Source organism: Chimaeribacter californicus, assembly GCF_002858675.1.
In the GTDB taxonomy this organism is placed as follows: domain Bacteria; phylum Pseudomonadota; class Gammaproteobacteria; order Enterobacterales; family Enterobacteriaceae; genus Chimaeribacter; species Chimaeribacter californicus.
The window spans coordinates 37,032-54,757 of sequence record NZ_PJZF01000025.1 but is presented as its reverse complement, the minus strand read 5'-3'; the positions used below and the strand labels follow the sequence as shown (position 1 = coordinate 54,757).

Sequence of the window (17,726 nt, the reverse complement as noted above, 5' to 3'; positions counted from 1 at the left end):
TATCAGGCCAGGAATCATAGTAGGGTGACGGGCAAGACACCGTGGAGAGCACTATGAATTCCGTTATTGACACCCTGACCAGCCATCGCAGTGAAAGAAGTTTCCTTGATACCGCTATTTCTGACGAAACCCTGGATGCAATTATTGCGTCCGCTTACCGTGCGCCGACCTCGGTGAACTCCCAGCAGGTGTCGGTGATTGTGACGCGTGACAGCGCGCGCCGCCGCCAGATTGCCGGGATTGCCGGTGGTCAGCCGTGGATTGCCCAGGCACCGGTGTTTATTACCTTTGTGCTGGATATGCATAAAAGTGAACAGGCGATTGCCATGAATGGGGAGACGCAGATCGCCCATCAGAGCATCGAGAGCCTGGTCTCCGGCTGCACCGACATCGGCATTGCGCTGGCCTCCGCGATGGCGGCCGCCCGCTCGGCGGGGCTGGGCGTGGTGCCGATTGGCGGTATCCGCCGCAGCCCGGACGAGATGATCGCCCTGCTGGATCTGCCGCCCCTGACCTTCCCGGTGGTGGGCCTGGCGCTGGGCTATGTCGATCAGCCGGCGCACCAGAAACCGCGCCTACCGATGGAGACCTTCCGCCATAGCGAAACCTATAACAAGGATGGCCTGCCGGCACTGATCGCCCGTTATAACCAGGAAATCCAGCAGCATTGGGAAACCATTGGCCGCAAAGACGGCGACAGCTGGAGTGAAAGCGTGGGCGGGTATTATAAAAATATCTATTTCCCGAACGTGCTGCCGGCCGTGATTAAACAGGGCTTCGGCACTGAGAAATAATGAGGTAAAGGCGAAGGGCAACCCTTCGCCTTAGTTTTTCCGCCCGTCTTTATATTCTTATCCCTTTCAATAAGATGACCAGCGCACTTCAGGCGTTCTGGTAGAGATCCCAGCGGTTGCCGTAGAGATCTTCAAACACCACCACCAGGCCATACTCCTCCTCGCGCGGTTCCCCGCAGAAGTGTACGCCGTTGGCTTTCATCGCGTGGTAGTCGCGCCAGAAGTCATCCGTCTGCAGGAATAAGAAAACCCGCCCGCCGCACTGGTTGCCGATAAAGCCCGCCTGGCGTTCGTTTGAGGCGCGCGCCAGCAGCAGATTGCAGTCGCTTTCCGGGTTGGGCGTCACCACCACCCAGCGTTTGCCGGGCTGGGGCGTGTCTTCCACCAGGGTAAAGCCCAGTTTTTCGGTGTAGTAGGCGATGGCGCGGTCGTAATCATCCACCACGATCGCCACATAGCCCATGCATCGTTTTTGCGTTCTCACGTTATGACTCCTTGTCTGAAGGCTGCAACGCAGCGGCGGCGCGTTCAGTCACGGCGCGGCGTTTTTCAATAAAGGCCGCGCTCTGTTCGCGGGCGGCGTGCAGTAATGCCGGGGAGGCGCTGTGTGGGGAGCCGCCGGGGAAGGGCGGGGCCGGGTCATACTCCATATGCAGCTGGATCAGCTGCGCCACCTCGGTGCCATAGATTTCCGCCACCACATGCAGGGCAAAATCGATGCCGGAGGTCACCCCCGCGCCGGTGATACGGTTGCGGTCATGCACCACGCGCTCCGCCACCGGCTCTGCGCCCAGCAACGCGAGCTGGTCCAGCGAGGCCCAATGGCTGGTGGCGCGGTAGCCCTGCAACAGCCCGGCGGCACCCAGCACCAGCGAGCCGGTACAGACCGAGGTGATAAGCCGCGCCCGTTGCGCCTTATCACGCAGGAACGCCAGCGTCTCCCTATCTTCCATCAGGTCAATCTGCCCCGGCCCGCCGGGTACGCAGAGAACATCCAGATCCGGGCAGTCGGCAAAGGTGGTGGTCGGCAGCAGGCCCAGGCCGCGGTCAGCGGTGACCGGATCGAGGGTTTTCCAGATCAGGTGCACGCGGGTATAGGGCGCACGCACAAACACCTCGTACGGCCCGGTCAGGTCAAGCTGGGTGAGGTGGGGGAACAGCAAAAAGCCAACAGAAAGCGGGCCGGACATGGGTGTCTCCTCGCAGGAAAGGGGGGCTTATCTTTTGCTGTTTTTTGAGCAGGATGCAAGCCAATTGGTATCGTGGGGCGCTTCACTCCCTTTTTTTCAGATTCAGCCCCGCTTTATCACTCAGCGCCTCGGCCGGGAACCCGCCGGCGAGGCAGTCGATAAAGGCCCGCACCGCCGGGGGCAGCCCACGCCGGGTGGTGAACACCAGATGCACCCGCCCGGCCTGGCTGTGCCACTCGGGCCAGAGGCGGATTAACTCCCCCTGCGCCAGCGCCTCACGGCAGCTGTGATCCGGCAGAAACGCCACGCCCAGCCCCTGGATCGCGGCGGCGCGCACCGCAGCGAAATCACTGCAAGTCATGCGCGGCACATGGCGCACGGTGTGCGTGTCGCCCGCCATCGACTCCAGTTCCCACACCACGTCGCCCGGTTCATCCTGGGTGGCGAGCGTCGGCAGGTCAGCAAGCGCGGTGATCGCCTGGCCGCGCTGGGTTGCCCACTGCCGCCCGGCCACCAGAATACGGCGTGATTCCCCGAGTGAGCGCATGATAAGTTCCGCATCGCTGGTCAGCGCGATGCGGATGCGCAGCGCCACATCTATCCGCTCCTCAATCAGATCCACGGCGCGATCAATGGCGATCAGTTGCAGCCTGACTTTCGGGTAACGGTGCAGGAACGCGGTGATAAGCGGCGAGACCACCTCCACCATGCCGGTCGGGCAGCTGAACCGCACCAGGCCGTGCGGCTCGGCCTGGGTCTCGGCCACCACCGCTTCGGCCTGTTCTGCCTCCAGCAGCATCGCCCGGCAGCGCAGGTAAAACGACTGCCCCACCTCAGTCACCCGGAAACGGCGGCTGGTGCGCTCAATCAGCCGTACCCCGAGGCGCGCCTCAAGATTGGCGATGCGGCGGCTGAGCTTGGATTTCGGCTCATGCAGCGCCCGCCCGGCGGCGGCAAACCCGCCGTGGGCCACCACCTCTGCAAAGTAGCGGTAATCATTTAAATCAATACGCATCAGCACCCTCAGTGTTCCGTAAACAGAACGATGGATACCATTTTTGCTGACTTTTTGCACCTTCGTTGCGGTGATAGTCTCATTTCCAACAACCCAATAGATAACGGAGAGACAACATGAAAACGACATTTGCGCAAAAAGTAGTGGTAGTGACCGGGGCAACCAGCGGTATTGGCCTCGCCACCGCAAAAGCCTTCGCTGACCAGGGCGCGGCGGTATTTATCACCGGCCGCCGTAAGGAGACGCTGGCCGCGGCGGTGAAAACCATCGGCGGTGACGTGACCGGGGTGCAGGGTGACGTCAGCCAGCTTGCGGATCTCGACCGCCTGTATGACGCGGTGCAGCAGAAGCATAACCATATCGATGTGGTGGTGGCGAACGCCGGTGGCGGGGAGTTTGCGCCGCTGGGGGCGATTACCGAGGCGCACTATCAGCAGACGTTTGATATCAACGTGAAAGGCGTGCTGTTTACGGTGCAAAAGGCGCTGCCGCTGCTGCGTGACGGCGGCGCGGTGGTGCTGACCTCTTCGACCACCAGCATCGCCGGCACCCCGGCCTTCAGCGTGTACTCCGCGACCAAGGCGGCGGTGCGTAACTTCGCGCGTAGCTGGATTCTGGATCTCAAGGAGCGCCGCATCCGGGTCAACGTCATCAGCCCCGGCGTCACAGACACCAGCGGGCTGGACACCTTGTTCGGCAACGGTGGACAGGCCGAAGAGATCAAGGCGCAGATGGTTGAGTCCATCCCGGCCGGGCGGGTCGGCCAGCCGGACGAGATCGCTAAGGCCGTGCTGTTTTTAGCCTCTGACGACGCCAGCTACATTAATGGGGTAGAACTCTTTGTGGATGGCGGCCTGGTACAGATTTAAGGCTTCCTGCTGTTCACAACGCGTGAATCAGGCCGGCTCCGCGCTGGCCTGCTCTGTTTCCCTGCCCGGTAGCATTAGCCGTTTTTATGCGTGATCCCTGTCACATTCCCTCCTTCGCTACGCCCTCCTGCATGATCGTCATCACCTTTTAGGGTTAAAAAAAGTATGCATGAAATTTTATTGCTACGCTGCAAAGTGGATATATCAATCTAAAACAAAAGGTTAACCGTTTAACGCGCGCCTGTGAAAACCTAAGCGCCTGGTTGGTTACCTGCATTCTCATCACATCGCGGCCGCGCCCCATTTCGTTGCCCACGTTCGCCACTGATAAGAGGAATTGATTTTGCTGACGATACTTGGTTTTTCGATGGTGATCTGTTTCATGTACTTAATCATGACCAAAAGGATGTCAGCGCTGATTGCGTTGATCATTGTGCCGACCCTGTTTGCGCTGGCGGGCGGTTTTTATTCCGGGCTGGGCGATATGATGCTCAACGGCGTTAAAGTGTTGGCCCCGACCGGCGTGATGCTGACCTTCTCGATCCTCTATTTTGGCCTGATGATCGATGCCGGGCTGTTTGACCCGCTGGTGCGCGCCATTTTGCGGATTGTGCGCGGTGACCCGCTGAAAGTGCTGATGGGTACCGCCATCCTGACCCTGCTGGTGTCACTCGACGGCGACAGTTCCACCACCTATATGATCGCCGTGGCAGCGTTTTTACCGCTCTACCGCACACTCGGCATGAACGTGCTGGCGATGACCTGCCTGATCAACCTCGCCAGCGGCATCATGAACCTCTCCCCGTGGGGTGGGCCGACCGCCCGCGCCGCGGCGGCGCTGCATATTGATGCGCTGGATATTTTCATCCCGATGCTGCCGGCGATCTTCCTCGGCTGCGTCACGCTGGTGGGGCTGGCGGTGCTGTTCGGGCTGCGCGAGCGCAAACGGCTGGGGGTGATGCGCCTTGACAGCCGGCACCTAGACGCCATCGATCTGGGCTTTGGCGATGCCGAAGAGAATGAGGCCAACCGCCGCCCACGGATGTTCTGGCCGAACTTCATCCTGACCACGGTGCTGCTGGTGTTGCTGGTGGTGGGGCTGCTGCCGATCCAGATCCTGTTTATGCTGGCGTTCGCGATTGCCGTGATGCTGAACTACCCCTCTCTGGCGCAGCAGAAAGCGCGTATCGGTGCCCATGCCGGCAATGTGCTGGCCGTGACCTCACTGATTTTCGCCGCCGGGATATTCACCGGCATCCTCTCCGGCACCGGCATGGTGGACGCGATGGCGAAAAGCCTGCTGGCGGTTATCCCCCACAGCTTCGGCCCCTATCTGGCGGTATTTACCGCACTGGTCAGTTTGCCGTTCACCTTCTTTATGTCGAATGACGCCTTTTACTTCGGCATTCTGCCGGTGATTGCGCAGACGGCCGCCAGCTACGGCATTACCCCGGAGCAGATCGCCCGCGCCTCGATCATCGGCCAGCCGTTCCACCTGCTCAGCCCGCTGGTGCCGTCGGTCTACCTGCTGGTGGGGCTGGCGAAAGTGGACATCGGCGACCACCAGCGTTTCGCCATAAAGTGGGGGATTCTGGTAAGCCTGGCGCTGATGGCCGGCGGCCTGCTGTGTGGCGCGTTCCCGCTTTACCAGAAGGGGTGAGGGCAGGGCGGCGGTCAGAATCGTCCGGAAACGGCGCGGGTTTGCCGCGCCAACCGGCTGAAACGCCAAATCTTTGCTACGTTTACTACTCTTAGTCATAACAAGGAGCAAGGCATGGGACTTTTTGATTTTGTGAAAGATGCAGGCGAAAAACTGTGGGATGCGGTAAAAGGCAACGAATCGCAGGCCAGCGATGCCCTGAAAAAGCACATCAACGAACTGAATCTGCCGGGCAGTGACAAAGTGGATGTGAAAGTGGACGGCAATAAAGCGGTAGTGACCGGCGACGGCCTGACCCAGGAGCAGAAAGAGAAGATCCTGGTGGCAGCCGGTAACGTGCACGGCATCAGCGAAGTGGATGACCAGGTGACCAGCGCGGCCGCTGAGCCGGCGTCACAATTCTATAACGTGGTCTCCGGCGACACGCTGAGCAAAATCTCCCAGAAAATGTACGGTGACGCGAACCAGTACAACAAGATTTTCGAAGCCAACAAGCCGATGCTCTCCAGCCCTGATAAAATCTATCCGGGCCAGAAACTGCGTATTCCTGCGTAATCTCGTCTGTCCGCGCCCCGGCCAGCCGGGGCGTTTCCTCCACGCGGTTTTAGCATCCTGATGCAAAAGCGTGTATTCTTTACTTCATAGTTACAACATACTTATAACATCAACTGATTTATTCTCACTTTTCCCTCCGGGAAACTCTTTTTTGCCTGGCAGTGTAACATGGTGCGTTTCGCCGGGGATCGGCGCACAGCGCGGAGGATTCCCTTCGGGAAATAAATAATGCCTGTGTCATGTCCGCGGATTGTTGCCGCTGCCTTTGCGGGTAAAATAAATAGCGCTTGCTAATGCCTGTTAATTATGTGTAAATAGCGTTCTCGGTTTGTGGTACAGATTTTTGAAAGCAATTTTAGTCAAGCGATTCTCCGTATTAGCGATATCTTCAGATACCCCTTCTTCAGTGAAATTTCTTCTTTTAGTGCCCCATAAATTCTCACTAAAAAAACAGACCTCCTTCGCCATTATGGCGGCCTAAAAAAACAGAAAGGAAATTTCTATGTCTACTAAAATGACCGGTTCAGTAAAATGGTTCGATGCAGGTAAAGGTTTTGGTTTTATTTCTCCGGCTGACGGCAGCAAAGACGTGTTCGTGCACTTCTCTGCCATCCAGAGCAATGATTTCAAAACTCTGGAAGAAAACCAGCAGGTTGAATTCAGCATTGAGCAAGGTGCGAAAGGCCCATCAGCCGTGAATGTTGTCGCGCTGTAAGCTGAAAAAACAGGGAAGGCAGACGTGCGACAGCGATGATGGGTTCCCCGGAGCAGACACGTTGCGTTAACTTCCCTTATTCCCCCGGCGCATGACGTTACCGTTATGTGCCGGGGTGAAGAAAATACGTCATTAGCTCAGTTGGAAGAGCGGCAACCTTATTCCGAAGGTTGGCAGTCCGGGGTTCGAACCCTCGATGGCGGTCCATATTTTCTTTTATTCCCTGTTTATAATTATTGACCCGCAGCAAAGCCTGTTCAGGTGTATTTATTCACGCGCATATTTTGCTGCCGGAAATAATCATTGACCCCGTGTGCCTCTGGCATACGGGGTTTTTTATTTATAACGCTAATCAAAATAATAAGAAATCAGCTGTGAGTGCTTCCGCCGCTGCCACCAACCCATTCAAAGACTTTTGAGAGCTGTTGGTCATGAGGTTGGATCTGCTCCTCGACAGCGCCAATTGCCCCCTATCTTATCGAGCATCATGGGTAAAAAGTGATCTTAATCAGCGTGTATCGACACAATTTAGTTTATAAACTACAGGTTATATAATATAAACTATAGTTTATAGGGACGGGTCGGTAAGATGGGAAGATGGATTGTTGATACCACGGCATACTTTGATGAATGGTTGGAAGAACAAGATACTGACATGATCGAAGATGTGTTGGCAGGCTTAAAGGTGCTTGAGCAATTTGGGCCGATGCTTGGCAGGCCGGAGGTTGACCATATCAAGGGGTCAACGATTTCCAACATGAAAGAGCTGAGGGTACAAAGTAACGGTCGGTCTGTCAGAGCGTTCTTTGTATTCGACCCAAAAAGGCAGGCTATTGTGTTATGCGCGGGTGACAAAACTGGCCTTAAAGAAAAAAGATTTTACGCAGATATGATAAAAACTGCTGAAGAAGAGTATAGAAAACATCTTGAAACAATGAACAGCGCCGACGCAAACAGAAAATATCCGGAGTCAATAAAATGAGTAAACTCAATGAATTAATTGCTAAATGCTCCCCGGAGTCACAGGCGCGCATCCAACAGAAAGCAGAAGCGAAAATCCTTGAGATCCGGCTTCGCCAGCTACGCGAAGAGTTAGAAATGTCACAAACAGAGTTGGCGAAAAAGATGGGGATCAGCCAACCGGCGATAGCGGCTATTGAAGCGCGTGGGGAAGAGATCAAACTTGCCAGCCTGAAAAGATATGTTGAGGCATTAGGCGGAACCCTCAGTCTCAGTGTTGAAATGCCGACCGGCACAGGCCGTATTTACCGCCTCTGAGACAACGTGTATAGGGGCTGATTCAGCTATCTAAGCCCCGCCGTAAAACTATTATCTGCCCCCTATTTCAACCCCAGTTTCTTCGCCAGCCGGTGCAGGTTGCCGGGGTCCATCTCCAGGCGGCGGGCGCAGGCGGCCCAGTTGTGATTGCTGGCCTGAAGGGCGCGGCGCACGTAATGGCGCTGAAATTCCCGCGTGGCGGCCTGCAAATTTTGCAGCGGCAGCGGGTCTTCCGGTGCCTCATCCTGCGGCGCGTCACTGCCCGGCGTCAGCGCAAAGTGGTGGGGCAACAGCAGCAGGTCACCGCCACCGTTTTCCGCCTGCGCAATCACCGTGGCACGGTAGATGGCGTGCTCCAGTTCGCGGATATTGCCCGGCCAGGGGTAGGCACGCAGCCTGGCGCGGGCGGCGGCGCTGAGCGCCAGATGCCGCAGCCCGAATTTCACCCGGCATTTTTCACAGAAGTAACCCGCCAGCAGCACGCTGTCTTCACCGCGCTCCCGCAATGGCGGCACCTGCAACGGGAACACGCTCAGCCGGTGGTAGAGGTCGGCACGGAATGTGCCCTGCGCTGCCGCTAACCGCAGATCTTTATTGGTGGCGGCCAGGATGCGCACATCCACCCGCAGCGGCCGGTCTTCCCCGACGCGTTGCAGATCGCCATACTGCAACACCCGCAGCAGCTTCGCCTGTAACGGCAGCGACAGCTCGCCGATCTCATCCAGAAACAGTGTGCCGCCGTCGGCCATCTCAAATTTACCGGTGCGATCGTGGATCGCGCCGGTAAAGGCCCCTTTGACGTGGCCGAACAGCTCGCTCTCCGCCACCGATTCCGGCAACGCTGCACAGTTCAGGTAGATAAGCGGGTTCGCTGCCCGGGCTGAGCGCCGGTGCAGCGCCTGTGCCACCAGCTCTTTGCCGACCCCGGTCTCACCGGTGATCAGCACATTCAGGTCGGTGGGCGCGACCACCGCCATCTCCCGCTGCAGCTGTTGCAGCGCCGCCGAGTCACCCACCATCTCGGTCTCACCGGCCTCATGCGGCGCGTCATCCGCCATGGTCAGCCGCTGGCCCGGCTTCTCCAGTTGCTCCATCAGCAGGGCATTGTTGAGCGCCCCGGCCACCAGCGAGGCCACCACCCGCAGCTCCTCATCGCTGTAGGCATCAAACTGTCGGGCGTCCATGCCGTCCAGCGTCAGCGCGCCGATCAGGGCCTGCCCGGAAAACAGCGGCAGCCCCACGCAGGCGTGAACGTGCAGATCCTGCTGTGCCGGGATCAGCCCGTCATAGGGGTCGGGCAGGTCGCTGTCTGCCGGGAAGCGCACCACGTCCCCGGCGCGGGCAATCGCCTCCAGCCGGGGATGGGCCGCCAGCTGAAACCGCCGCCCCATCACATCCGGCGCCAGCCCGGCGGTCGCCAGCGGGCGGAAATGTTGCGCTTCATAGCGCAGCAGGGCGGTGGCATCACACTGCAACAACTGATGCAGGCTGCCAATCATCCGGTTAAACCGGTCGGGCCGTGATAACCCGTTTTGCATCTCGACTGCCAGCGCAGCCAGCCCGTTTACGGACATGTTCATGGTGTCTTTTCCACAATAACCGTGTCAAAAACACAATAGCCTTCGGGTGTCATTTTAACAATCTCTTATTTTTAGTTGTTAAAATTCAATAAGATAAAAACTGGCACGCCACGTGCACTCTCAGGGTAACTGAATACTATTCTGAGGACATTCCATGAGCATCCACGTTAAAAACAACATCACCTGGGTCGGCCAACGTGACTGGGAAGTGCGTGACTTCCACGGCACCGAATACAAAACCCTGAAAGGCAGCAGCTATAACAGCTACCTGATCCGCGAAGAGAAGAACGTCCTGATCGATACCGTGGACCACAAATTCAGCCGGGATTTTGTGCTGAACCTGATGCAGGAGATTGATCTGGCGAGTATCGACTACATCGTGATTAACCACGCAGAAGAGGACCACGCCGGCGCGCTGACGGCGCTGATGGCCCAGATTCCGGACACGCCCATCTATTGCAGTGAAAACGCCATCGATTCAATTAACGGCCACCACCACCATCCGGAGTGGAATTTCCATGTGGTGAAAACCGGTGACCGGCTGGAGATCGGTAACGGCAAGCAGCTCATCTTTGTCGAGACGCCGATGCTGCACTGGCCGGACAGCATGATGACCTACCTGACCGGCGACGCGGTGCTGTTCAGTAATGACGCCTTCGGCCAGCACTATTGTGACGAGCACCTGTTCAATGACGAAGTGGATCAGAACGAGCTGTTCGAGCAGTGCCTGCGCTACTACGCCAACATCCTGACGCCGTTCAGCCGGCTGGTGACGCCGAAAATCAATGAGATCCTCGGCTTCAACCTGCCGGTCAGCATGATTGCCACCTCGCACGGCGTGGTCTGGCGCGATAACCCCACCCAGATTGTGCAGCACTACCTCAACTGGTCAGCGGACTATCAGGAAGACCGTATCACGCTGCTGTATGACACCATGTCCAACAATACCCGCATGATGGCGGATGCGATCGCCCAGGGCATTATTGAGACTGACCCGCGCGTGGCGGTGAAAATTTATAACGTCTCGCGGCACGACAAAAATGAGATCCTGACGCAGGTGTTCCTCTCCAAAGGGATTCTGGTCGGCTCCTCCACCATGAATAACGTGATGATGCCGAAAGTGGCGGGGATGCTGGAAGAGATGGCGGGCCTGCGTTTCCGCAACAAAAAAGCCTCCGCCTTCGGCAGCTACGGCTGGAACGGCGGGGCGGTTGACCGCATCCAGACCCGGCTGATGGATGCCGGGTTTGATACCACGCTGGCGCTGAAAGCCAAATGGCGGCCGGATGGCGATATGCTGGAAGTCTGCCGCGAGCATGGCCGCACCATCGCCCGCCAGTGGGCGCTCTCTCCGCTGCCGGTGAAGCCCCAGCCGGTTCAGGCGCCGCAACCGGCCGCGCTCACCGATCTGGCGGTCAATGCCGCGCCGGAGAGCGAGGGCGCCGCCACCGGCCAGTGTATGCAGTGCAGCGTTTGCCAGTGGGTCTACGATCCGGCGCTCGGCGAACCGCTGCAAAATGTGGCACCGGGCACGGTGTGGTCAGATGTCCCGGACGATTTCCTCTGCCCGGAGTGTGGGCTGGGAAAATCGGTGTTTGACCCGCTGGAGGGCTGAGAGGATGACTGACGACATCATTATCATCGGCTCCGGCTTTGCCGCCCGTCAGCTGATTAAAAACCTGCGGCGGCTGGATAACCGCCTGAGCCTGCGGCTGATCGCCGCCGACAGCTGTGATGAATATAATAAACCGGAGCTGAGCCAGGTGTTCAGCCAGCGCCAGCGGGCAGAGGATCTCACCCGCCTGCCTGCCCGGGCGTTTGCCGAAAGCCATAACCTGATGCTGCACCCGCATACGCCGGTCACGCGCATCAACCGGGCGGCGCACCGCATCGAGACCAACGCCGGAGCGTTCACTTACCGTAAGCTGGTGCTGGCGCTGGGGGCGGAGCCGCGCATCCCGGCAATCCCCGGCCGGGAATGGATGCACACGCTCAACAGCCAGCAGGAATATCGCCGGGCAGAAGCAGAGTTGCAGGGCGCGCAGCGGGTGCTGTTGCTGGGGGGCGGGCTGATCGGCACCGAGCTGGCGATGGATCTTAACCGGGCGGGCAAGCAGGTGATGCTGGTGGACCGCGCTGCCGCGCTGCTCGCCACGCTGATGCCGCCGGAAGTGAGCGCCCGCCTGCAACACCGGCTGATCGGCGCGGGGGTGCAGATGTATTTCAACGCAGCGCTGGCTGGGCTGGCACGCCAGGATGACCAGATTGTCGCAACGCTGGCCGATGGCCGCACGCTGCATACAGACGCGGTGGTCTGCGCCATCGGGCTGGTGCCGAATATTGCGCTGGCGCAGGAGGCCGGGTTGCAGGCCCGCCACGGCATTGTGGTGGATGACTGCCTGACCACCTCAGACCCGGCGATTTTCGCCTTGGGCGACTGCGCCGAAATCCAGGGCAGGCTGTTGCCCTACCTGCAACCCGCGCAACTGGCGGCGATGACGCTGGCGAAAAACCTCACCGGCGCACAAGACAGCCTGCGCCTGCCACCGATGCTGATCAAAGTGAAAACCCCGGATCTGCCGCTGCACCTGGCGGGCCAGACCACCGCCCCGGATCTGCACTGGGCGATCGAGGCCGGCCCCGAAGGGCTGGTGGCCTGCGGCAGGGATGGGCAGCAGCAGCTTCAGGCTTTTGTGGTCAGCGAAGGCCGGATGAAACAGGCTTTCCAGTTATTGAAACAGTTACCCGACACCGCGAGGCACCTATGTACGATGTAATTTGCGACACCCAGATTTCCGGCGACACCCTGATCTGCTACAAAACCCTGCCGGTCTGGCACCACGACACCTTGCCCGCGGCGTTTCAGCAGCAGCACAATACCCAGCCGGGCACCTGGGCGCAGCTGACGATCCTCCACGGCACGCTGGAGTTTGCCCTGCTGACTGAACAGGGTGAGGTGACGCAGCGCTTTACCTTTGACCCGGAGCACCAGCCGCCACGCATCGCGCCGCAGCAGTGGCACCGCATTGTGGCGTTCAGCCCGGACATCGCCTGCCAACTGGCGTTCTACTGTGAACCGGCGGCCTATTTCCATAAAAAATATCAGCTGACGCTGCCTCATTCCGAGGTAATCGAAGCGGCCGGGATCATCCCGCCGGGGCGGGCGCTGGATCTGGGCTGCGGCAACGGCCGCAATGTGCTCTATCTGCACCAGCAGGGGTTTTCGGTGGAAGGGTGGGACAAACACGCCGACAGCCTGGCGAATCTGCAAGAGATCATCAACGCCGACGATCTGGCTGGCATCACGCTGGCGCAGCGTGATTTGAATGGCGTCAGCATTGAACGGCAGTACGATTTTATTGTATCGACAGTGGTGATGATGTTCCTGCAACCGGAAAGCATTGCGCCCCTGCTACAGCAGATGCAACAGGCCACGGCACCGGGTGGGTATAACCTGATCGTGGCGGCGATGGACAGCGAAGACTACCCCTGCGTGATGCCGTTCCCGTTTACCTTCCGGGCCGGGGAGCTGCGGGACGCCTACGCGGGCTGGGAGATGGTGAAATATAACGAGAACCCCGGCGCGCTGCATAAAACAGACGCACGGGGTGAGCGGATCAAAATGCGTTTTGCCACCCTGCTGGCACGCAAGGGGCGCGGGTAAGGCAGGAAAAGACAAAAAAAGCGGCCTGGGCTGTGTCCCTTAACGTAACAACTGCTTTAAAAATAACCGGATGGCAGTCAGTTTAAGCATGCTCTGCGCGTTTCTGGCTGCCTTTTCTGAACGTGTTGCGTCAGATCCCGGAAACGCTGCCAGTAGCGATCTGACAGGGTGTGCAACAGATGTTATGGTAAATACGGGCCACTGGGATAAGAAGGAATGAAATGATCTGGCTGATTGTGAAATATGCGGTGACTGCAGGGATGGTTGTGCTTGTCTCTGAGGTGGCAAAGCGAAGCGACCGGCTCGGCGGACTGCTGGCTGCGTTGCCACTGGTGACTGTTTTGGTGCTGATATGGATGAAGCTCGAGGGGCAAACGCAGGAGAAGATCGCCAGCCACGCGTGGTACACGTTTTGGTACGTGCTCCCGACGCTTCCCATGTTTCTCTGCTTTCCCGTCATGTTACAGCGCTGGGGCTTCTGGCTCGCGCTGCTGGCCTCCTGCCTCATGACCGTGGTGATTTTCTGGTTGTATGCGCTTGTGCTTCACTGCTTCGGTATTGACCTCATGTGACACCGGTACTAATAGCGGGTGTCAGGGTAAATCGGTGGCATAATCGTTCAGTTGAACAGGTAGTAAGGTCGGCAGCGCAATCGTTCTTCCTTCCTCATCGCAAAACTCAACTAAATAGGCGAGTGTAGGAACTTCAAATACGTTAACAACCGTACCGATCATCCCTTTAGTTAGCCTTTCATCCGGTAAATCTTCAGCTAAAACGACAACCTCTAATTCAGATCGCAAAACAACGTTCCACGACATTGCATTTTTGTACCACCGGAAGTTGAGTTTCCGGCCTGAATATCGTTTATCCGCCAGAGTGGCTCAGATGCCCACTCTGGCGGATAACGACGACCGGAAAATCAGCGGCCATGCATCTTCAGGGAAATCGTAACGGGCCACATTAAAAGACTTTTTGTAGTCAGAACATGCACTGGATGGTGCTAAAAACAGTGACGGAACACGGCCTAGTGCCGCTCACTCTCCCCCGGGTGTTGGCTCTCCTGCCAGTGCTCCTCACACCGGGTAATGGCGTCACTGACCAGATCGCGCAGGGCGGCGGCGCTGTCGCTGTAGCCATAATCCATCACGGAACCGGCCTCCTGCTTTTCCTGCCCAGCGGTCAGGCTGATGTGCTCCTCACTCTCCACCCAGCTGCTGCCGTTGGCCTGCCGCTCAAACAGCAGCGCATAGTCCGGGGTCTGACTATCTGACCCGTAAATCTCATATTTATGGGTCGGGTGCTCATCTTCCCCGATCAACAGGGTCTCAATCAGACGTACAGATTTCATTCGCGGCTCCTTGGTTAAAGGGTAAGTGTAGCAACCCTGGGGAAAAGGCCGGTTTCAATCAGGTGACTTCAGAAAGAGGGAGAAGGGAAGGAGGGGAAGCGAAAGGAAAGAACGCTGCGCCCACCGGGCGCAGCGTGGAACATCAGGCGGAAAGGGACGCCATGTCGATCACGAAACGGTAACGCACGTCAGAACGCTCCATGCGCTCGAACGCTTCGTTGATCTGGTCGATGTTGATGATTTCACACTCCGGCAGAATGTTTTTACGGCCGCAGAAGTCCAGCATTTCCTGGGTTTCTTTGATGCCGCCAATCAGGGAACCGGCCAGACGGCGACGGCCAAACACCATCGGGAAGGTGTTCTGCTCGTCGATCGGGCCAATCTGGCCGACCATCACCATGGTCCCGTCCACATCCAGCAGCGGCATGTAAACCGACACATCGTGGCGTACCGGGATGCTGTCGATGATCACATCAAAGCTGTTGTACGCCTGCTGCATCGCCTGCTCATCGGTGGAGATCAGGTAGTGATCGGCACCCAGTTCGCGCGCGTCGTCCGCTTTGGCTGCGCTGCGGCCAATCACGGTCACGGTGGCGCCCATACCGGCTGCCAGTTTTACCGCCATGTGGCCGAGGCCACCCAAACCGACCACGGCGACGCGGCTGCCCGGGCCAACGCCCCAGGTGCGCAGCGGGGAGTAAGTGGTGATACCGGCGCACAGCAGCGGGGCAACTTTGGACAGCTCCAGCGTCTCCGGCACGGAGAGCACGAACTCTTCACGCACCACCAGGTGCTTGGAGTAGCCACCCTGGGTGGTTTCCTGCGTGATGCGATCCTGGCCGGCGTAGGTCGGGGTCATGCCTTCGCGGCAGAACTGCTCTTCGCCCTGGCGGCACTGGTCACAGGTCTGGCAGGAATCGACCATACAGCCTACGGCGACCAGATCACCGGCTTTATAGCGGGTAACGCCTGCGCCGATGTCCGTCACGCGGCCGACAATCTCATGGCCCGGCACCATCGGGTAGGTGCCCATGCCCCAGTCGTTGCGGGCCTGATGCAGGTCAGAGTGGCAGACGCCACAGAACAGAATTTCCATCGCCACATCGTTGTCACGCAGGGCGCGACGCTCAAATGAGAAAGGAACCAGCGGTGCGCCCGCCTTCAGTGCGGCATAGCCCTGGGTTTTCATCGTTTACCACCTCTTAGATGTAAAAAGAAAACGGACACCCTCGCGGCGCCCGTATACAGCGTAATGTAAGAATCCGGTTTGTGCGTGCCTGCCCTGTCAGGCAGGCGGCCATCACAGGGTGTAGCCGGGCTTTTTATAGATTTTATCCGGGCAGCCGACGATTTCGGGGCGGTAGACCGTCTCCGCCCACTGATCCATCGGTACCTCTTCAAACGCCACGGAGACTTCGTCTTCAGTGGAGCCGAGATGCTGCTGGACGCTCTGGGAGATGGCGTCCGTTAACGCGCGTTTCTGCTCCTCGGTTTTACCGGGTACCAGTTTTACAAGCACATGGGGCATTTTCTCTCTCCTTTAACACAGGCTTTGCCAAGTATAGGCAATCACAGGCTCATCGCTTAGCAGCCTAAACAGAATGCTGTTATGAGGATTATTCATTTATGCGATCCGGGGGCGTCACGCCCCCGGCAGCCGGTCAACGGCGGTTTTTCCATACGGTCTGGATGTTGCAGAACTCGTGCAGGCCAAAATGGGAGAGCTCACGGCCAAAGCCGCTTTTCTTCACGCCGCCGAACGCCACGCGCGGGTCACTGGCGCTGTAGCCGTTGATGAACACGCCGCCGCACTCCAGCGCGGCGGCCATCTGTTCCGCCCGCGCCACATCGCCGGTGTAAATCGTCGCCATCAGGCCGAAGTCGCTGTCATTCGCCAGCGCCAGCGCGTGGTCGGCGTCCTGCGCGATGCTGATGGCGGCCACCGGGCCGAACAGCTCCTGGCGGAAGGCGGTCATCTCCGGGGTGACGTTGCCCAGCACGGTCGGCAGGTAGTAGTTGCCCGCCCCGGCCAGTTTGTCACCGCCGAGCAGCAGGGTCGCGCCCTGTGCCAGGGATTCCTGCACCTGATTATGCAGCTCGTCGCGCAGGTCATAACGCGCCATCGGCCCGACATAGTGCTCCGCCTCACGCGGATCGCCCATTTTGATGGCGCGCACCGCCTCAACAAATTTCTCCGTGAAGCGTTCGGCAATACCGGCTTCAACAATGAACCGCTTGGCTGCCGCGCACACCTGGCCGCTGTTCTGGTAACGCCCGGCCACGGCGGCTTTCACCGCGTCATCCAGATCGGCATCGTTCAGGATGATAAACGGATCGGAACCGCCCAGCTCCAGCACGCATTTTTTCAGCGCCGCGCCCGCCTGTGCCGCAATCGCGCTGCCGGCGCGGCCACTGCCGGTGACCATCACCGCCGCGATGCGCGGGTGGTTGATAATCTGGCTGACGCCCGCATTGGTGGCGTTCAGCTGGGTAAACAGGTGCGCCGGGAACCCGGCATGCAGGAAAATCTCCTCGATCAGCTGCGCGCTGCCCAGCACATTCGGCGCATGTTTCAGCACATAGCTGTTACCCGCCAGCAGGCTCGGCACCGCGCCGCGCAGCACCTGCCACAGCGGGAAGTTCCACGGCATCACCGCCAGCAGCGGGCCGAGCGGCCGGTATTCAATCACCGCGTTCTGGTTTTCAACTGTGGTGGGTTCGGTTGCCAGCATCGCCGGGCCATGTTCCGCATACCAGTCACACAGCGCAGCGGATTTCTCCACTTCAGCGCGCGCCTGGTTCACCGGCTTACCCATTTCCTGGGTAATCATCAGCGCCAGCGGCTCCGCATGGGTGCGCAGCGAGGCGGCCAGATCGCGCAGCTTTTGCCCCCGCGCCGCCAGCGGCAGGGCGCGCCACTGCTGGTACGCGCGGTAGTTCGCCTCAACGGCCTGATCAATCTGCTCTGCCGTTACAAACGGATAAGCGGCGATCTTCTCACCAGTGGCGGGGTTAACAGAAAATGCGTGGGTATCGGAAGACATTTGCATGGTTCGGC

At 58.7% G+C, this 17,726-nt stretch carries 20 protein-coding genes and 1 tRNA gene; 12 read left to right on the top strand and 9 right to left on the bottom strand.

The genetic code is table 11. The features are described 5' to 3' along the window. Nucleotides 1-53 precede the first annotated feature (53 nt). Nucleotides 54-794 (top strand): NADPH-dependent oxidoreductase, encoded by a 741-nt coding sequence (locus tag CYR55_RS20660; protein WP_101818231.1) that lies wholly within the window; start codon nucleotides 54-56, stop codon nucleotides 792-794. 88 nt (nucleotides 795-882) lie between these two features. Here the strand turns inward: CYR55_RS20660 and CYR55_RS20655 are convergent, their stop codons facing one another. The 3 genes from CYR55_RS20655 to CYR55_RS20645 form a co-directional block, all read right to left on the bottom strand. After that, entirely contained in the window at nucleotides 883-1,278 is a 396-nt protein-coding gene (locus tag CYR55_RS20655) for a VOC family protein (RefSeq protein ID WP_101818230.1), read from the bottom strand. 1 nt (nucleotide 1,279) lies between these two features. Next, the gene (locus tag CYR55_RS20650; RefSeq protein ID WP_101818229.1) at nucleotides 1,280-1,984 is read right to left on the bottom strand and encodes a DJ-1/PfpI family protein; all 705 of its coding nucleotides are present in this window, start codon (nucleotides 1,982-1,984) and stop codon (nucleotides 1,280-1,282) included. A gap of 82 nt (nucleotides 1,985-2,066) precedes the next feature. After that, nucleotides 2,067-2,999, bottom strand: coding sequence for a LysR family transcriptional regulator (locus tag CYR55_RS20645; RefSeq protein ID WP_101818252.1), 933 nt, complete (start codon nucleotides 2,997-2,999; stop codon nucleotides 2,067-2,069). Nucleotides 3,000-3,115: 116 nt separating this feature from the next. Between CYR55_RS20645 and CYR55_RS20640 the strand changes: the two genes are divergently transcribed. The 7 genes from CYR55_RS20640 (at nucleotide 3,116) to CYR55_RS20610 (ending at nucleotide 8,076) form a co-directional block, all read left to right on the top strand. Then, nucleotides 3,116-3,868 (top strand): SDR family NAD(P)-dependent oxidoreductase, encoded by a 753-nt coding sequence (locus CYR55_RS20640; RefSeq protein ID WP_101818228.1) that lies wholly within the window; start codon nucleotides 3,116-3,118, stop codon nucleotides 3,866-3,868. 343 nt (nucleotides 3,869-4,211) lie between these two features. Beyond that, nucleotides 4,212-5,528: a CitMHS family transporter gene (locus CYR55_RS20635; protein WP_101818227.1), complete on the top strand. Its 1,317-nt coding sequence runs from the start codon at nucleotides 4,212-4,214 to the stop codon at nucleotides 5,526-5,528. 114 nt (nucleotides 5,529-5,642) lie between these two features. Next, entirely contained in the window at nucleotides 5,643-6,083 is a 441-nt protein-coding gene (gene lysM, locus CYR55_RS20630; RefSeq protein ID WP_101818226.1) for a peptidoglycan-binding protein LysM, read from the top strand. A gap of 502 nt (nucleotides 6,084-6,585) precedes the next feature. Then, a complete protein-coding gene (gene cspE, locus CYR55_RS20625) occupies nucleotides 6,586-6,798 on the top strand; it encodes a transcription antiterminator/RNA stability regulator CspE (RefSeq protein WP_101818225.1) in 213 nt (70 codons plus the stop codon). Nucleotides 6,799-6,924: 126 nt separating this feature from the next. Then, a tRNA-OTHER gene (locus CYR55_RS20620) sits at nucleotides 6,925-7,005 on the top strand. A 382-nt stretch (nucleotides 7,006-7,387) separates the two neighbouring features. Continuing rightward, on the top strand, nucleotides 7,388-7,780 hold the full coding sequence (locus CYR55_RS20615) for a type II toxin-antitoxin system RelE/ParE family toxin (protein ID WP_101818224.1): 393 nt from the start codon (nucleotides 7,388-7,390) through the stop codon (nucleotides 7,778-7,780). Next, nucleotides 7,777-8,076: a helix-turn-helix domain-containing protein gene (locus CYR55_RS20610; protein ID WP_101818223.1), complete on the top strand. Its 300-nt coding sequence runs from the start codon at nucleotides 7,777-7,779 to the stop codon at nucleotides 8,074-8,076. The genes CYR55_RS20615 and CYR55_RS20610 overlap by 4 nt, the downstream gene beginning before the upstream one ends. 62 nt (nucleotides 8,077-8,138) lie before the next feature. Here the strand turns inward: CYR55_RS20610 and norR are convergent, their stop codons facing one another. Beyond that, entirely contained in the window at nucleotides 8,139-9,656 is a 1,518-nt protein-coding gene (gene norR, locus CYR55_RS20605) for a nitric oxide reductase transcriptional regulator NorR (RefSeq protein WP_101818222.1), read from the bottom strand. A gap of 154 nt (nucleotides 9,657-9,810) precedes the next feature. On the opposite strand from norR, the gene norV reads away from it, so the two are divergent. The 4 genes from norV to CYR55_RS20585 all read left to right on the top strand — a co-directional run bounded on the left by norV (nucleotide 9,811) and on the right by CYR55_RS20585 (nucleotide 13,892). Beyond that, nucleotides 9,811-11,271: an anaerobic nitric oxide reductase flavorubredoxin gene (gene norV / locus CYR55_RS20600; protein ID WP_101818221.1), complete on the top strand. Its 1,461-nt coding sequence runs from the start codon at nucleotides 9,811-9,813 to the stop codon at nucleotides 11,269-11,271. A 4-nt stretch (nucleotides 11,272-11,275) separates the two neighbouring features. Continuing rightward, a complete protein-coding gene (norW, locus tag CYR55_RS20595) occupies nucleotides 11,276-12,433 on the top strand; it encodes an NADH:flavorubredoxin reductase NorW (protein ID WP_101818220.1) in 1,158 nt (385 codons plus the stop codon). Continuing rightward, nucleotides 12,421-13,320 carry an SAM-dependent methyltransferase TehB gene (gene tehB, locus CYR55_RS20590; protein WP_101818219.1) on the top strand — a complete coding sequence of 300 codons (900 nt, stop codon included), beginning with the start codon at nucleotides 12,421-12,423 and terminating at the stop codon, nucleotides 13,318-13,320. The genes norW and tehB overlap by 13 nt, the downstream gene beginning before the upstream one ends. Before the next feature lie 221 nt (nucleotides 13,321-13,541). Beyond that, nucleotides 13,542-13,892, top strand: a complete 351-nt coding sequence (locus CYR55_RS20585; protein ID WP_101818218.1) for a DUF3147 family protein — start codon at nucleotides 13,542-13,544, stop codon at nucleotides 13,890-13,892. A 21-nt stretch (nucleotides 13,893-13,913) separates the two neighbouring features. Here the strand turns inward: CYR55_RS20585 and CYR55_RS20580 are convergent, their stop codons facing one another. The 5 genes from CYR55_RS20580 to CYR55_RS20560 form a co-directional block, all read right to left on the bottom strand. Next, the gene (locus tag CYR55_RS20580) at nucleotides 13,914-14,138 is read right to left on the bottom strand and encodes a DUF4926 domain-containing protein (protein WP_101818217.1); all 225 of its coding nucleotides are present in this window, start codon (nucleotides 14,136-14,138) and stop codon (nucleotides 13,914-13,916) included. A gap of 206 nt (nucleotides 14,139-14,344) precedes the next feature. Then, a complete protein-coding gene (locus tag CYR55_RS20575) occupies nucleotides 14,345-14,668 on the bottom strand; it encodes a hypothetical protein (protein WP_101818216.1) in 324 nt (107 codons plus the stop codon). A gap of 142 nt (nucleotides 14,669-14,810) precedes the next feature. Then, nucleotides 14,811-15,857: an NAD(P)-dependent alcohol dehydrogenase gene (locus CYR55_RS20570; protein ID WP_101818215.1), complete on the bottom strand. Its 1,047-nt coding sequence runs from the start codon at nucleotides 15,855-15,857 to the stop codon at nucleotides 14,811-14,813. Nucleotides 15,858-15,968: 111 nt separating this feature from the next. Then, the gene (locus tag CYR55_RS20565; RefSeq protein WP_101818214.1) at nucleotides 15,969-16,196 is read right to left on the bottom strand and encodes a tautomerase family protein; all 228 of its coding nucleotides are present in this window, start codon (nucleotides 16,194-16,196) and stop codon (nucleotides 15,969-15,971) included. 133 nt (nucleotides 16,197-16,329) lie between these two features. Next, the gene (locus CYR55_RS20560; RefSeq protein WP_101818213.1) at nucleotides 16,330-17,718 is read right to left on the bottom strand and encodes an aldehyde dehydrogenase family protein; all 1,389 of its coding nucleotides are present in this window, start codon (nucleotides 17,716-17,718) and stop codon (nucleotides 16,330-16,332) included. Nucleotides 17,719-17,726: the final 8 nt, after the last annotated feature.

Bases quoted from the DNA above. Each gene is read 5' to 3' on its own strand.
- CYR55_RS20660 (WP_101818231.1), top strand. From the start codon at position 54: ATGAATTCCGTTATTGACACCCTGACCAGCCATCGCAGTGAAAGAAGT.
- CYR55_RS20650 (WP_101818229.1), bottom strand. From the start codon at position 1,984: ATGTCCGGCCCGCTTTCTGTTGGCTTTTTGCTGTTCCCCCACCTCACC.
- CYR55_RS20645 (WP_101818252.1), bottom strand. From the start codon at position 2,999: ATGCGTATTGATTTAAATGATTACCGCTACTTTGCAGAGGTGGTGGCC.
- CYR55_RS20640 (WP_101818228.1), top strand. From the start codon at position 3,116: ATGAAAACGACATTTGCGCAAAAAGTAGTGGTAGTGACCGGGGCAACC.
- lysM (WP_101818226.1), top strand. From the start codon at position 5,643: ATGGGACTTTTTGATTTTGTGAAAGATGCAGGCGAAAAACTGTGGGAT.
- cspE (WP_101818225.1), top strand. From the start codon at position 6,586: ATGTCTACTAAAATGACCGGTTCAGTAAAATGGTTCGATGCAGGTAAA.
- CYR55_RS20615 (WP_101818224.1), top strand. From the start codon at position 7,388: ATGGGAAGATGGATTGTTGATACCACGGCATACTTTGATGAATGGTTG.
- CYR55_RS20610 (WP_101818223.1), top strand. From the start codon at position 7,777: ATGAGTAAACTCAATGAATTAATTGCTAAATGCTCCCCGGAGTCACAG.
- norR (WP_101818222.1), bottom strand. From the start codon at position 9,656: ATGAACATGTCCGTAAACGGGCTGGCTGCGCTGGCAGTCGAGATGCAA.
- norV (WP_101818221.1), top strand. From the start codon at position 9,811: ATGAGCATCCACGTTAAAAACAACATCACCTGGGTCGGCCAACGTGAC.
- norW (WP_101818220.1), top strand. From the start codon at position 11,276: ATGACTGACGACATCATTATCATCGGCTCCGGCTTTGCCGCCCGTCAG.
- tehB (WP_101818219.1), top strand. From the start codon at position 12,421: ATGTACGATGTAATTTGCGACACCCAGATTTCCGGCGACACCCTGATC.
- CYR55_RS20585 (WP_101818218.1), top strand. From the start codon at position 13,542: ATGATCTGGCTGATTGTGAAATATGCGGTGACTGCAGGGATGGTTGTG.
- CYR55_RS20580 (WP_101818217.1), bottom strand. From the start codon at position 14,138: ATGTCGTGGAACGTTGTTTTGCGATCTGAATTAGAGGTTGTCGTTTTA.
- CYR55_RS20575 (WP_101818216.1), bottom strand. From the start codon at position 14,668: ATGAAATCTGTACGTCTGATTGAGACCCTGTTGATCGGGGAAGATGAG.
- CYR55_RS20570 (WP_101818215.1), bottom strand. From the start codon at position 15,857: ATGAAAACCCAGGGCTATGCCGCACTGAAGGCGGGCGCACCGCTGGTT.
- CYR55_RS20565 (WP_101818214.1), bottom strand. From the start codon at position 16,196: ATGCCCCATGTGCTTGTAAAACTGGTACCCGGTAAAACCGAGGAGCAG.
- CYR55_RS20560 (WP_101818213.1), bottom strand. From the start codon at position 17,718: ATGCAAATGTCTTCCGATACCCACGCATTTTCTGTTAACCCCGCCACT.